Raw genomic sequence first — 13,404 nt, 5'->3', positions numbered from 1 at the left:
CTTCCGCCGAACCGGTGTATACGCTTCAAAACCGTGCGGGCCAGGGCGGCCGCACGGCTATCGCGAAGCGTGGACGCCGGTTAATCCGGCGCCACGATGAAATTGTCGAATACGGCCGTCTGGTTATGCGTGCGCAGTCCGGCATACCCTTCGGTCAGACTGGCGTCGGCGGCGCTGATTTTCCGGACGCCGTTGACGTACCCGGTCAGATAGCGGCCGCTCAGCTCAAGCCGCAGCAAATACCAGGTTCCCGGGCTTGCCGACTGCTCCGCTTCCGCGAGCTTCGTCCAGACGCCGTTTATTTTCTTGTACAGCTGAACCTTGCGCTGATCGTAATTGATCCGCATCGTATAGAAGCTGGACAGGTCGGCGCTCGCCCGGGCAATCAGCCCGGATGCGGCTTCGGTGCCTTCGCTGTACGCTTTGACAGCCGCGGTCACGGCGGCGTTCGCATAGACGCCCCCGGCCCTCGCCTCCGCAACGCCCGGCGCGGACTGCTTCAGCACCATCGAGATGTCGCTCGCCGGAGCCCAAGCGCCGCTTGCCAGTGTCCAGCCGTTCGTCCCGCCGCTCTGGAACAGGTCGCCGAACAGCACCGGCTCAATCATGACCGCGTCGGCCCGGCTGTTGCTGCCGGAGGTACCGGCTTTGCCGCCGGCGGTAAGCATGACGTATTGACCGGGTCCGGCGGCAAAATAAGCGGTATCGACCAGACGCCACTGACCCTGGGCAATACTCAGCTGGTCGACGGACACCCTGTCGGCAGCCCCGTTATGGTACACCGTATACGTTACGCTTTGCGACGAGGATTGATGATAAGGATAACGGACATAGACGTTATAATAACCGGGAGCTTGAACGTTCAGCATCCACTTCGCCGTGCTCCCGGCTGCGCTGCTGTAGCGGGAGCCGCCGCCGTAGCTGCCGGGAAGCGAGCTGCTTCCCCAGGTCCCCGACTCCGAATAACTGCCGCTCCCGTTATCGACGACCGTCGTTTCCCGCGGCTTCATCGGCCCGATGACGTTGGAATACGGGGAATAAACGCCCGAGGGGCTTTTCGCTCTGACCCGGTAAAAATAGCCCTTTCCCAGCACAGCGTCCGGGTCGTCCGCGACCGGCACGGTGTAGTTGTAATTTTCCGGGGCCGTCACGTCATCCGTTACGCCGCCGGCGATGACCGTCCACGGTCCGTTCGCCGAGGCCGCACGTTCGAGGTCGTAAGAAGCCGCGGTCGAGACGCCCATCCACGACAGCGCATGGACGGAATCCGACGGAAACAGCACCGGGGCGTCCGGCGCCGGCCATGCCGGGACAGCCGAGCCTCTGAACGAATACGCATAGCTTCGCAGCAGCTCGATGACCGCCGATTCGTTCGCCCAGTCGCCGCTCGGGAATCCGGGGTAACGCACGTACGACCAGTCGCCGACCGGCGGCCAATGCCATCCGCCCATCCGGTGATGGAACATCGTGCCCCAGATCATCGCGCCCGTCGTGCCGTTGCTTTGCATCGTGCTCAGCAGCCGATCGGTCGTTTCCGGCGGGAAATCGCCGAATTCGCCGATGATGAGCGGCTTTTTCCCCTGCGTCGTCGCTCTCCAGTTGTTCAGCGTTGCGACCGGATCCGCATAATTGTGGTATAGATAGATATGCGGATCAATAAAATCGATATTAGGGTCGTTCAGCGCATTGCTCCTGATGCCCTGGGCGCGCACATACCCGCCGTCTCCCACAAGGTGATTCGGGTCCAGACTCTTGATATACGCCGCCATCTCGCTCGTCCAGCTGTCCGTGGAACGAAGCTCGTTACCGAGCTGCCAGGCCAGAATGGCTTTATCGTTCTTGTACGGCACGTTCGTTATCGTGTTGGTCCGGTTCACGACGTACCGGATGAAATCCTTGAAATCCTGTTTTACGACCGGGTCGCTCCAGAAAGAATCGGCGCTTTTGCCGCGGAATGCCGCCCAATCGGCCGTGCCGCCCACATAGGTGTAGGCGTCCACAAAAGGAATGATCAGCCTGACGTTGTACCGGTTCGCGAGCTGAAGAATTTTGTCGAATAACCGAAAGGCGCTGTCATTGAAGTTACCGGGTCCCATGACGTGTCGATAGGTACCTGCGGGATCGCTGCTCATTTTGACTTCGAACGGATACAGGCGGATCACATTGATTCCCGACTGGCTTGCCGCGCGGATTTCGTCCTCGAACTCCGCCGGGTCGCCCCATGTTCTGCCCAGGAACGGGGCGTTCGTTCCGATAAACCGGAACTCGGTTCCCCCGTCCATCAGCTTGTCGCCGTTTCGCGTAATCCAATTCGCGGGATCGCCAAAAGCGCGATCCGAATTACCGATAAACAGGCAAGCTGCTGCGGCAAGCATGAAAACGAAAAAAGCGCAGACCTTTTTTCGACACGTTCTTCATGCGCATACCCCTCCAGTTGAAAGCGCTTCATATTTTGCGCAAAATCGCTTCGCTTACGCTCCGCCAACGATTTCAGGCAGCCCTCCTCCCCGAAAATCAGCCTCATCATGCCGCACGATCATGCCAGGCTCTCGACATGACGGGAATGACACCCCTAATCAAGTATACGCTTACATATCCGTTATATTCCAGAATGTAACAATTGGTTCATGCCTTTGTCGCATTTTGGGCAAAAAAAATCGGAAGGCGCAGATCCTAAGACCCGCGCCTTCCGAAAAGTCGCATTGTGTCGAATTCGAGCTGATTTATCCGTTCTTACTTCCGCAGCCGCAGCGGCGGTTTGCCGAGCCATTCCCGGCGGATATAGCCGTGGCAGACATCGATCGCCAAGCGCAGCTGTTCGGTGCTGCCGGCCATCACCCGAAGCATGCACCCGGCCATGTCCAGACGGGTCAGCCCGAAGCGGATGCCGCTGCCTTCCAGCCGCTCCGCCAGATGCTGGGCCAGCTTGTCCTGCGCGGCCGCGTCGGCCTTCTCGTGCACGGCGAGCAGCGACCCGTAATGCGTAAAGCCGTCGAGGTCGTCCCACTCGCCGCCGGCGGAAGGAACAAGCGCGAGCCGGTCGCGCGCCTTTAGCTCGCCGTCCAGATACAGCTCGGTCAACGAGTCGATACGCTCGTACGTGAAAGGGGCGCCGGACGGGCTCCAGCCCGGCGTCCATGCATCGGCGACGATGACGGAGGCGCCGGGCTCAAGGCAAATGCGCGTGCGCTGGAAATATCGCGCATCCGCATAAGCAATGACGGGGTCGGGCAGCAGCTCGACCAGCGCGCCGGCGGCGATGCGGATCTCCGTATCGGAGCGGACGCAGTCCCGCGGCGTCTTGTACACCTTCGTCGCCGATTGCGTCGTGACGGCCAGCTCCGCCCTCGCTTCCGCCGCAATTTCCAGCCGGTAACGGTCGCCGTCGACGAAGCCGCCTCCCGGATTCATCAGATACAAGAGCGCGCCGGCCGCCCCTTCCGCCTCCACGAGCCGGGACGGCTTATAGGCGCCGGTGCCGATCGATTCGGCAAGCGTCGTCCGTCCCTGGCGGAGGCAGGCCGTCAGCCGCAGATAGCCGGTGTAGCGCGCGGCATCAAGCGCCGGCATTCAGGCCCTCCAGCAGCACTTCCTCGCGCAGCCAGGCGATGACCTTATCGAGACCGTGGTCGATCTTCAGATTGGTCATAATGACCGGCCGGCCGCCGCGGGCGCTTGTCGCTTCGGCGTCCATCACTTCCAGGCTCGCCCCCACGTATGGGGCCAGGTCGATCTTGTTGATGACAAGCAGATCGGATTTGATCATGCCCTGTCCGCCCTTGCGGGGGATCTTCTCGCCCTGCGCCACGTCGATTACGTAAATGCTGAAATCGACCAGCTCCGGGCTGAAGGTCGCGGACAGGTTGTCGCCGCCGCTCTCGACGAAGATCAGCTGAACATCCGGATGCCGCGCAATCAATTCGTCGATGGCGGCGAAGTTCATCGAAGCGTCCTCGCGAATTGCCGTATGCGGACAGCCACCGGTTTCCACACCGATAATGCGGTCCTCCGGGAGCACGCCGTTGCGGATCAGAAAAGCCGCATCTTCCTTCGTATAAATATCGTTGGTCACAACGGCGAGGCTCAGCCGCTCGTGCAAATGGCGCGTCAGGCGTTCGACGAGCATCGTTTTGCCGGCGCCGACCGGTCCGCCCACCCCGATTCGAATCGGTTTCATTCCGCTTTCCTCCCTTGGCTAATGGTCTGCCGTTCGTTGTTCATTATCCAATGTTCACCATTCGTTATCCGTCATGACATGCGCATGCGTCCGTTGTCCGTTACGACACGCGAATGTACATGTTGTCCGTTATGACATAAACATGCGTCCGTCGAGCCGCTCGTGCCGGATGGCGGCGAGCTCCAGCCCCGGCGGGCTGATGCCGAAATCGTCCTCGTGCAGCCACTGGACGGCTTCCGCGGCCGCTTCCCATACGCCGTGCAGCCCGGCAAGCAGCCGCTGGCCGTCGGTCTGGCCGAGCGGGATGGCACGTACGGCATTTTGCACGAGCGCCGCCGAGCCCGCGTACGCGAGATGCAGCAGCGCTTCGCGCAGCGGAACGCCGCTGCCGCGGCAGACGATCGCGAAGACGATCGCCGTCTGCCCTCGGCAGCGTCCCGCCGCGATTTGCGCGCCGTATTCGACGAGCCCGGCGACGTCCGGCCACAGGCTGCGCACAAGCTCCAGCATGCGCCGGCCCATGCGGATGCCGGCCGTTCGCGATTCGTGCGGAATCGTCTGCGCCGCCATCCGGCGGTCAAGCGCCCAGACCGCCGCGAACACCCCAGCGTCAGCCGGAGCGGGTGCAGCGTCTTCCGGCGCCTTTTGGTGCGCTCCATCGGAACGGCGGTCAAGCGGCAAGCCGGCCGCCCGGATACGCCGTCCTGTCTGCGCCGTGCCCTGAGCTATTAATGCGGACGCCTCAGCCGGCATGCCGCCCTCCAGCGCTTCATACGCCAGACGCAGCGCGAAGCCTTCGTTATAGACCCACTGCCGGAGCAAATACGCTTCGAGCCAGGCGCGGAACGTGCGGCTGTCCGTAATGCGCCCCTCCTGCACGTACGTTTCGAAGCCGAACGAGTGGGAGAAAGCGCCGGACGGGAAGCCGCTGTCGCACAGCTGGAGCAGCACAAGCCGCCATTTATCCATGGCTGTGGCCGATGTGGCGGAACGCCTGCCGCACCGACCGTTCCTCGACCGCATACGGCACGCCGTGCTGCTGCAGCAGCTCTTCGATCAGGCGGTCGTGCATGACGAGCATCTCGTTCTCCTCGAACTGTGCCGGCGTGTGCCGGTTGCCGAGCTGGTGAGCGATAAAGCCCATCTGCCGGATCGTCTCCGGGCGGATGACGATCAGGCGGTCCGGGATGACGCTGATGACGATCGCGTTGCGTTCGTCCGCGAACAAAATATCCCCGTCCTGCAGATCCTTCGGCTCCTGAAGCCGGATCCCGATCACCCGGCCGTGATCGGAGGTCACGCGCTGAATGCGCTTGACCAGATCGTCGCTGCGCATATAGACCTTCTCGCGATGTGCGGCGGACAGCGGCGTCGTGGCGATATTTCCGACGATGCGTTCAATGATCATGTTACGCGCTGGCCCCTTCCGTCTAAAATAAAAAGTACCGCTGCGCCATCGGCAGCACGTCCGCAGGCTCGCAGGTCACGAGCTGCCCGTCCACTTTCACTTCATACGTCTGCGGATCGACGTCGATCCGCGGCATTTCGCCGTTATGAATCATATCGGCTTTGCTCAGATTCCGCACGCCCTTCACCGGCAGCAGCGTCTTCGTCAACCCGAGCCGCTCGCCGATGCCCAGCTCGTAAGCGGCCTGCGACACGAACGTGAACGAGGTGCCCCGCACCGCCTTGCCGAACGACCCGAACATCGGCCGGTACATGACCGGCTGCGGCGTCGGAATCGACGCGTTCGGATCGCCCATCAGGCTGTGCGCGATAAAGCCGCCCTTCAGCACGAGCTCGGGCCGCACGCCGAAGAAGGCCGGATGCCACAGCACCAGATCGGCGTATTTGCCGACCTCGACCGAGCCAACATAATCGGCAATGCCGTGCGTGATCGCCGGATTGATCGTATATTTGGCGACGTACCGCTTGATCCGGCCGTTGTCGCCGATGCCTTCGTCGCCCGGCAGCTTGCCGCGCTGCTTTTTCATCTTGTCTGCCGTCTGCCACGTCCGGAGCACTACCTCGCCGACGCGTCCCATCGCCTGCGAATCCGAGCTGATCATGCTGAACACGCCCAGATCGTGCAAAATGTCCTCCGCCGCGATCGTCTCTTTGCGAATCCGCGAATCGGCGAAAGCGATATCCTCCGGCACGTTGGGGTCGAGGTGATGGCACACCATCAGCATGTCCAAATGTTCGTCGATCGTGTTCCTCGTATACGGCCGCGTTGGATTCGTCGAGGACGGCAAAATGTTCGGATAGCTCGCCACCTTGATAATATCCGGCGCGTGGCCGCCGCCGGCGCCCTCCGTATGGTACGTGTGGATGACGCGGCCGCCGATCGCCTTCAGCGTCTCCTCCACGAAGCCGCCTTCGTTCAGCGTGTCGGTATGGATCGCGACCTGCACGTCGTAACGGTCGGCGACGCCGAGACAGCAGTCGATCGCCGCGGCCGTCGTGCCCCAGTCCTCGTGCAGCTTCAGGCCGATCGCCCCGGCGCGCACCTGCTCCTCCAGCGCCTCCGGCGAGGAGGAGTTCCCTTTTCCGAGAAAACCGAGGTTGACGGGAAAATGCTCCGCCGCCTCCAGCATCCGGTACATGTTCCATTCGCCCGGCGTGCAGGTCGTGGCGTTCGTCCCCGTGGCGGGGCCGGTGCCGCCGCCGATCATCGTCGTGATGCCCGAGGACAGCGCGGCGTCGATCTGCTGCGGAGAAATAAAATGAATGTGCGAATCGATCCCGCCGGCCGTCACGATCATGCCTTCGCCCGCGATAATTTCCGTCGAAGCTCCGATAATCATATCGATACCGTCCATCAGGAGCGGATTGCCCGCCTTGCCGATGGACGCGATTTTTCCGTCTCGAATGCCGATATCCGCTTTCACGATACCGGAATGGTCCACGATCACGGCGTTCGTGATGACCAGGTCCATCACGCCGTCGTCCCGCACGGCGAGCGGATGCTGCCCCATGCCGTCGCGAATGACCTTGCCGCCGCCGAACTTCACTTCGTCGCCGTAGACGGTAAAATCGCGTTCAATCACGGCGAACAGCTCCGTGTCCGCAAGCCGGATCGCGTCTCCCGTCGTCGGCCCGAACATGTCGGCGTACTGCTCCCTGCTCATGCGCAAACTCACGTTGTTCACTCCTTGATGGCGGTGCCGTTCGTTTTATTGTTCAAGCCATATATTTTGCGTTGACCCGCCAACTCCACCAGCTCGACGGTGTGCGGGTCGCCCGGCTCGAAGCGCACCGCGCTTCCCGCCGGAATGTTCAGCCTCATCCCGAAAGCCTGATCGCGCTCAAACTTCAGCGCCTCGTTGATTTCGTAAAAATGAAAATGCGAGCCGACCTGCACCGGCCGGTCTCCCGTGTTCAGCACGGAGAGCCGTACCGTCCGCCGCCCTTTGTTGCATTCGATCTCTTCCTGCCGCAGCACATATTCACCGGGAATCATTGCAGCGCTCCTCTCTCTGTACCGGCAAACGCCTCGCAGCCGAGCGTCGTGCGCTCCGCCCGGACGCCGCCTAGCGAATCGGATTATGCACGGTCACAAGCTTCGTTCCGTCCGGGAACGTCGCTTCGACCTGGATATCCGGAATCATTTCCGGCACGCCCTCCATGACGTCCTCGCGGCTCAGGATTTGCGCGCCTTCGTTCATTAATTGGGCGACCGTCTTGCCGTCGCGCGCCCCCTCCATCATTTCGTACGTAATAATGGCCACCGCTTCCGGATAATTCAGCTTCAGCCCCCGTGCCTGCCGGCGTCTCGCCAAATCGGCGGCGATCATGACCAGCAGCTTTTCCTTCTCTCTTTCCGTCAGTTTCACGTTGTCCCTCCCGAGCGTTTTTGTTTTGCCGGAGAATGCGTTTTCTTTCAGAATAGCCAAACCGAATTGGAACTGCAAGTTAAACGGTCCGTTCATTGAAATTATCCGTTCATCATCATGCAGCGCGGGTTTCTTCCGCCGCAGCCGGAACACCCGATGCCGGTCAGCCTTCCGCCCGCGCGCTTTCGCCCCGGATTGCCACAGCAGCCAGAGCATTTCTCCACACCTCTTCCATCGTGCCGTCCAGGAGCAGTCTGCCCTCGTGCATAATCGTCACCCTGCCGGCGAAGCGGCGTACGAATTCCATATCGCGCTCCGCCGCCAGCACCGCGCGCTGACCGGAAATGCGGACGAGCAGCTCACCCGTCTTCTCCGCTTCGGCGCCGGACATGCCGGCAACCGGTTCGTCGAGCAGGAGGACCTGAGGCTCCTGCGCGAGCGCCATGCCGATTTCCAGCCGCTTCCTCTGTCCGGGAGGCAGGCCGCCCGCACGGCGCAAGGCGTGCTCCTTCAGCCCGGTCGTCTCCAGGATGTCGGCCAGCCGCCTGCGCGTCTCCTTGTCGGATTTGACGATCAGAGCGGCGAAAATGCCGCGGTTCGGATGCAAGGCGAGCAGCAGATTGTCGGCAACGGTCAGACCGGAGACGACCGGAGACTTATAGATGCGGCTGCCGCCGATTTTGACGATCCGATGCTCCCGGCCGTCCGGATAAATTATTCGCCCCTGCGCCGGCTTTAGCTTGCCGCACATGACGTCAAGCATGGTCGTCTTGCCCGCGCCGCTTGGTCCGATAAGGAAATGAATCTCCCCGCGCCGAAGCTGCAGATTCACTCCGTTCAACGCCTTGAAGCCGTCAAATTCGGCCGTAACCTTTTCCAGTGACAGCACGACCGGTCCCGTCCCCCTATTGTGCGGCATTGCATTTCCTCCAGTCCTCCAAATTCGACAAAAACGGCCGGGCGCGTCAGCCCTGTCGGCAGGCATGCTGCGGTCGCATGGAACGGAGCGCCGGACGATCATTCCGTCGGGATGGATCGTCTCGGCATGAATGGAGTCGCGTTGCCGCTGATTCGTTGACCTTGCCGGCAGCTGTAGGCACGGCGTCCAATTCGAACCGCCGCCGCCGATGGGCATCGTCCCGCCAACAATGAGCCGGAAAACCGGCTGTTAAATCGTCATTTCGCGCCGATAAAGAAGACTTTGCCGTTCATAAACATGCCCGGCTTCTCCTCCTCGGCTGTCCGCGATGCCTGCTGCGCATCCGGCCGCTCTTCCTTCCGCCCGCGGCCGGAATGACGCGGCAGAAGCGTTCCGCTTGCGCCGTTCCTTCCTTCCACTCCTGAATAACTCTCTCTATCACGAACAATAGATCGCCGAAAAATCGTAATGTTCGCGTTTTATTCCATTATAAAATCGCTGTAATGTTAGTGTCAATATAATTGACATTAACAAGAAGAGGAAACGCTGTCGGAATAGGAATATCACTTGGATGTCAGTCTATTTTACATCTATATTCGGAATCGGGGATAATATTTCTATACGGCGCACTTAAACCTCGCTTTTCACCGGCCATGGCGATTCCGTTCGGCTGGTCCGTACGCCGGCCGGCGGAAAATTTGCACCGTACAGCACGCAAAAAACCCCCGGCCGTTATGGCCGGGGGTCGCTCGCAATATGGGTTTGACCGAACGTTTCGCTTGCCGAGCGCTTAACTCAGCGCCCCGTAGACGACGGCGCGAATCCGGGGATGAATGTAGGGCTCGAGGCTGGGCAGCATCTGCTGCATATATACGACGGACAGCTCTTCCTGCGGATCGATGAGCAGGTACGAGCCGGCAAGACCGGCCCAGCCGAACTCTCCGATCGTCGCGTTGTTGCCGCCGGCTGCGGGATCGATCAGCACGCGCACGCCAAGCCCGTAGCCGTAGCCCGGCGAATTGAAATCCTTCAGCTGCTCGGCGTTCAGGTGGTTGGTCGCCATGAGCTGAATCGTCTTCGGACTCAAAATGCGCGCGCCGTCCAGCTCGCCGCCCCGGGCGAGCGCCTGGGCAAAGCGGTTGTAGTCGGCAAGCGTGGACAGCAGTCCGCCGCCGCCGCTTTCGTAACGGGAGTCCGGCTGATAGTTCCGGTCCATCCTCGTGTTCAAGGTCAGCTCGCCGCCCTCCGCGTAGTCGTACATCGAGCAAAGCCGGTCCTTTTTACCCTCCTCGATGCGGAACGAGGTGTCGGTCATGCCGAGCGGCTCGAAAATTTCCTTCTTTAAATACTGCTCGAACGTCAGACCGGAGAGCGCTTCGACGAACGCGGCCAGCACGTCGTGGCTCGTGCCGTACCGCCAGTGCGTGCCGGGATCGAACGCAAGCGGGATCTCGGCCAGCGCCTTGGACAGCGACCGCATATCCGTCGGCCTGACGTCGCTTTCCATTTTGTCGCGCGTTAATCTGGCGGTTTCGACATCGTCGCCGCCGTATGTAAGACCGGAGCTCATCGTAAACAAATCTTTCACCCGAATCGGCCCCGCCGCCGGAGACACCGTCCGGGAGCCGAATGCATTGTAACGGAAAACCTGCGGATTTTTGAATTCCGGGAGATAAGCGTCCAACGGATCGTTCAGCAGGTAGAGCCCTTTCTCGTACAGCGTCAGCGCCGCCACGCACGTAATGACTTTGGTCATCGAGTAAATCCGGTAAATCGTATCCGGGCCGATTTCCTTCTTGCTCTCCAGGTTCGCGTAGCCCAGGTGCTCCTCGTACAGCACTTCTCCGCGCCGAATCACGCTGCAAGCGCAGCCTGCCGGCCCGTTCTCCATAAAACGTTTCAGCAGGGGCGTCAAACGCCCGCCCAGTCGTTCTTTTCGACTCATGATCATTACTCCTCCCGCAAACGGTTTCATTTCCAATTCATTATAGCACGAGCAAGCGTCCAGCGGCTTTATGATTTGATAGACAAGTGCAGGCTCTGCCGTTTCAAAGTCGTTCTTATCATTCATTCTGTGCACAGCCTAAAACCAGTTGGTATAATACAATGGAAAGGAGTGGAGAAGCATGCAACGTCTGATCGATCACTATATTCGCACGGAAGAACAAAGACAATGGGCCGATAAAATCGGGGAGTTGGCCGAACGATTCGCGGAGAGGGCCGCAAAACACGACCGCGAAGGGTCTTTCCCGTTTGAAAATTTTGCCGATTTGCGCGAGGCCGGTTACTTGAAGGCAACGGTCCCCCGCGAATACGGCGGGGACGAAATCTCGCTGTACGAAATGGTGCTGCTGCAGGAGCGAATTGCGTACGGAGACGGTTCGACGGCGCTGGCCGTCGGCTGGCATATCGGACAGGTCCTCCACCTTCGTACAACCCGCAAATGGCCGGAGGCGGTATTTGCCGATTTGTGCCGGTCGGTCGTCGAGGACGGGGCGATGATCAACACGTTCGCCAGCGAGGCCGCGTCCGGCAGCCCGAGCCGCGGCGGCCGGCCGGAAACGACGGCGGTGCCCGCCGACGGCGGATGGCGGATTACCGGACGCAAAACGTTCAGCACGCTGTCGCCGATTCTCGACCGTTTCGTCGTATCGGCTTATATCCCGGGCGAAGAGACGACCGGGGATTTTCTCGTCCATCGCTCCGACCGGGTCAGCATCGTCGAGACCTGGGACACGATCGGCATGCGCGCGACCGGCAGCCACGACGTCGTGCTGGACGGCGCATTCACCGCCGCTCACAATCGCTTGACCGGGAAAGGCGCGGACGACGGCAGCGGCTGGATGCTGCACATCCCGGCGTGTTATATGGGCATCGCCATCGCCGCGCGGGACTTCGCCCTTGATTTTGCCCGCATCTATCGGCCCAACAGCTTGAGCGAGCCGATCGCCTCCCTCCCGACCGTCCAGTCTTCGATCGGCGAGATGGAGGTGCTGCTGAGAACCGCGCGCTCGTACTTGTATATGGCCGCCGACCGCTGGGACCGGGAGCCGGAGAGCCGTACGACGATGAAGGCGGAGCTTGGCCTCGCCAAATACACCGTGACCAACAACGCGATCCGGATCGTCGACCTGGCCATGCGAATCGTCGGCGGCACCGGCTTGTCGCGCAAGCTGCCCCTGGAGCGCTATTACCGCGACGTGCGCGCCGGGCTGCACAATCCGCCGATGGACAACGCGGTTATTCATACGCTGGCCGCCTCCGCATTGGGAGAGCAGCTCCGCTCGGAGTGATCCGGCACGAAAACAGAGGCGGAAGCCGGCATTCACGAATGCCGGCTTCCGCCTCTGTCGATCATTCCCCGCAGGCAGCGCCGTCTAGGCCGGGAACAGGTTATCGTGCGGCTGCCCCTTCACAGCGGGACTGCCTTGAATGAAATATTCATACCGCCCGAAGCGCGACAACGCTTCCTTGTCAGGCCGCCAAATCGACTCGTCGATTTCGGTCTGGCAGCGGTGAGCCCGGAACGAGGCGAGTTTGGACTTTAAGTGGGCCTGGATATCGATCTTGAAAATATCTTTGCGGGTATACCCGTATCGTTCCGGATATTCCATCGAATCGCCGAACGAAATAAAATAGAGCGACCCGCGGCCCGCGCGCCGGAACGCAGCCGTCGCCGCTTTACCGATTGCGCAGTGATCCGGATGCCCGCCGAGCTTCTCATGGAACGTCAGCACGACGTCCGGATCAATCTCGTGAATAAGCGCTTCGATCCGTCCGATCAGGCTCTCTTCATCCTGAAACTCGACCGTCTTGTCACGGATATCGAAAAAGATCAGGCGGCGGATACCGAGACATTTGCAGGCTTCCTGCAGTTCGCTTTCGCGGGCGGCCGGGATCGTTTCCCGGTTTAAGTAAGGCGGGTTGCCCATGCGGCGCCCCATTTCGCCCCGCGTGGCGCTGACCAGCGTAATGTCCGCGCCTTCGGCGGCGTATTTGGCCAGCGTCCCGCCGCAAATAAAGGACTCGTCGTCGGGATGCGCGAAGACGGCGAGCAGCTTCTTGTTCTTGTTCATTCCGGAAACGGCTCCTTTCCTACATGCAGGGCAACGTTCATCCGGCCTCTGTCGTCGAAGCCGGCGAGCAGCAGACGGCCGTTACCATCGACTTCGGCGTGCGTCAGCGCTTCCATGCGCAGCCAGCCGTGGCCGTCAAATCGGAACGCAGCCCGGTAAGGGCCGTCTCCGGCAATAAATGCATGCGTCACGTTGACCTTGAAATTACGGACGAATACGAACGAGGTCGCCTCGCTGTGAATATATACGTCCGCCCCGACGAATTTCTTCAGCTCGGCCTCCACTTGAGACCTGTCGATTTTGTTCATTGCACCGGTTCCCTTTTCCATAAAATTTGATTGCGACCTAATCGTATCATAAATTCGTCCCGTCGCTTCCGAAAAATCCGAAAGATTT

At 60.8% G+C, this 13,404-nt stretch carries 15 protein-coding genes; 1 reads left to right on the top strand and 14 read right to left on the bottom strand.

Annotated elements, in window-relative coordinates; translation table 11 throughout:
- Window positions 1-80: 80 nt before the first annotated feature.
- The 12 genes from PD282_RS03840 to PD282_RS03785 form a co-directional block, all read right to left on the bottom strand.
- Window positions 81-2,282 carry a golvesin C-terminal-like domain-containing protein gene (locus PD282_RS03840; RefSeq protein WP_274649063.1) on the bottom strand — a complete coding sequence of 734 codons (2,202 nt, stop codon included), beginning with the start codon at window positions 2,280-2,282 and terminating at the stop codon, window positions 81-83.
- Window positions 2,282-2,485, bottom strand: a complete 204-nt coding sequence (locus tag PD282_RS03835; RefSeq protein WP_274649062.1) for a hypothetical protein — start codon at window positions 2,483-2,485, stop codon at window positions 2,282-2,284. The genes PD282_RS03840 and PD282_RS03835 overlap by 1 nt, the downstream gene beginning before the upstream one ends.
- Before the next feature lie 248 nt (window positions 2,486-2,733).
- Window positions 2,734-3,570, bottom strand: coding sequence for an urease accessory protein UreD (locus PD282_RS03830; protein ID WP_274649061.1), 837 nt, complete (start codon window positions 3,568-3,570; stop codon window positions 2,734-2,736).
- Window positions 3,557-4,177, bottom strand: a complete 621-nt coding sequence (gene ureG / locus PD282_RS03825; protein ID WP_274649060.1) for an urease accessory protein UreG — start codon at window positions 4,175-4,177, stop codon at window positions 3,557-3,559. The genes PD282_RS03830 and ureG overlap by 14 nt, the downstream gene beginning before the upstream one ends.
- A gap of 129 nt (window positions 4,178-4,306) precedes the next feature.
- Window positions 4,307-5,146, bottom strand: a complete 840-nt coding sequence (locus PD282_RS03820; protein WP_274649059.1) for an urease accessory protein UreF — start codon at window positions 5,144-5,146, stop codon at window positions 4,307-4,309.
- A complete protein-coding gene (locus PD282_RS03815) occupies window positions 5,139-5,585 on the bottom strand; it encodes an urease accessory protein UreE (protein ID WP_274649058.1) in 447 nt (148 codons plus the stop codon). Before PD282_RS03815 ends, PD282_RS03820 begins: the two co-directional genes overlap by 8 nt.
- A 22-nt stretch (window positions 5,586-5,607) precedes the next feature.
- Window positions 5,608-7,320 (bottom strand): urease subunit alpha, encoded by a 1,713-nt coding sequence (gene ureC, locus PD282_RS03810; RefSeq protein WP_274649057.1) that lies wholly within the window; start codon window positions 7,318-7,320, stop codon window positions 5,608-5,610.
- A gap of 5 nt (window positions 7,321-7,325) precedes the next feature.
- Entirely contained in the window at window positions 7,326-7,640 is a 315-nt protein-coding gene (locus PD282_RS03805) for an urease subunit beta (RefSeq protein WP_274649056.1), read from the bottom strand.
- 70 nt (window positions 7,641-7,710) lie between these two features.
- Window positions 7,711-8,013: an urease subunit gamma gene (locus PD282_RS03800; protein WP_274649055.1), complete on the bottom strand. Its 303-nt coding sequence runs from the start codon at window positions 8,011-8,013 to the stop codon at window positions 7,711-7,713.
- 163 nt (window positions 8,014-8,176) lie between these two features.
- Window positions 8,177-8,932, bottom strand: coding sequence for an ATP-binding cassette domain-containing protein (locus tag PD282_RS03795; protein WP_274649054.1), 756 nt, complete (start codon window positions 8,930-8,932; stop codon window positions 8,177-8,179).
- Between the two features lie 257 nt (window positions 8,933-9,189).
- Complete coding sequence (locus PD282_RS03790; RefSeq protein ID WP_274649053.1) at window positions 9,190-9,351, bottom strand: hypothetical protein; 162 nt, start codon at window positions 9,349-9,351, stop codon at window positions 9,190-9,192.
- Window positions 9,352-9,722: 371 nt separating this feature from the next.
- Window positions 9,723-10,877: a serine hydrolase domain-containing protein gene (locus PD282_RS03785; RefSeq protein WP_274649052.1), complete on the bottom strand. Its 1,155-nt coding sequence runs from the start codon at window positions 10,875-10,877 to the stop codon at window positions 9,723-9,725.
- Between the two features lie 181 nt (window positions 10,878-11,058).
- Here PD282_RS03785 and PD282_RS03780 point away from each other — a divergent pair, with 181 nt between their 5' ends.
- The gene (locus tag PD282_RS03780) at window positions 11,059-12,225 is read left to right on the top strand and encodes an acyl-CoA dehydrogenase family protein (RefSeq protein WP_274649051.1); all 1,167 of its coding nucleotides are present in this window, start codon (window positions 11,059-11,061) and stop codon (window positions 12,223-12,225) included.
- A gap of 84 nt (window positions 12,226-12,309) precedes the next feature.
- On the opposite strand, the gene PD282_RS03775 is transcribed toward PD282_RS03780, so the two are convergent.
- Both PD282_RS03775 and PD282_RS03770 read right to left on the bottom strand, forming a co-directional pair.
- Window positions 12,310-13,008, bottom strand: a complete 699-nt coding sequence (locus tag PD282_RS03775) for a PIG-L family deacetylase (RefSeq protein ID WP_274649050.1) — start codon at window positions 13,006-13,008, stop codon at window positions 12,310-12,312.
- On the bottom strand, window positions 13,005-13,316 hold the full coding sequence (locus PD282_RS03770; RefSeq protein ID WP_274649049.1) for a DUF1806 family protein: 312 nt from the start codon (window positions 13,314-13,316) through the stop codon (window positions 13,005-13,007). The genes PD282_RS03775 and PD282_RS03770 overlap by 4 nt, the downstream gene beginning before the upstream one ends.
- Window positions 13,317-13,404: the final 88 nt, after the last annotated feature.

Origin of the sequence: Paenibacillus humicola (genome assembly GCF_028826105.1) — a bacterium.
In the GTDB taxonomy this organism is placed as follows: Bacteria; Bacillota; Bacilli; order Paenibacillales; family Paenibacillaceae; genus Paenibacillus_Z; species Paenibacillus_Z humicola.
The sequence above is the reverse complement of the archived record's forward strand: the minus strand, read 5'-3'. Positions and strand labels throughout refer to the sequence as shown.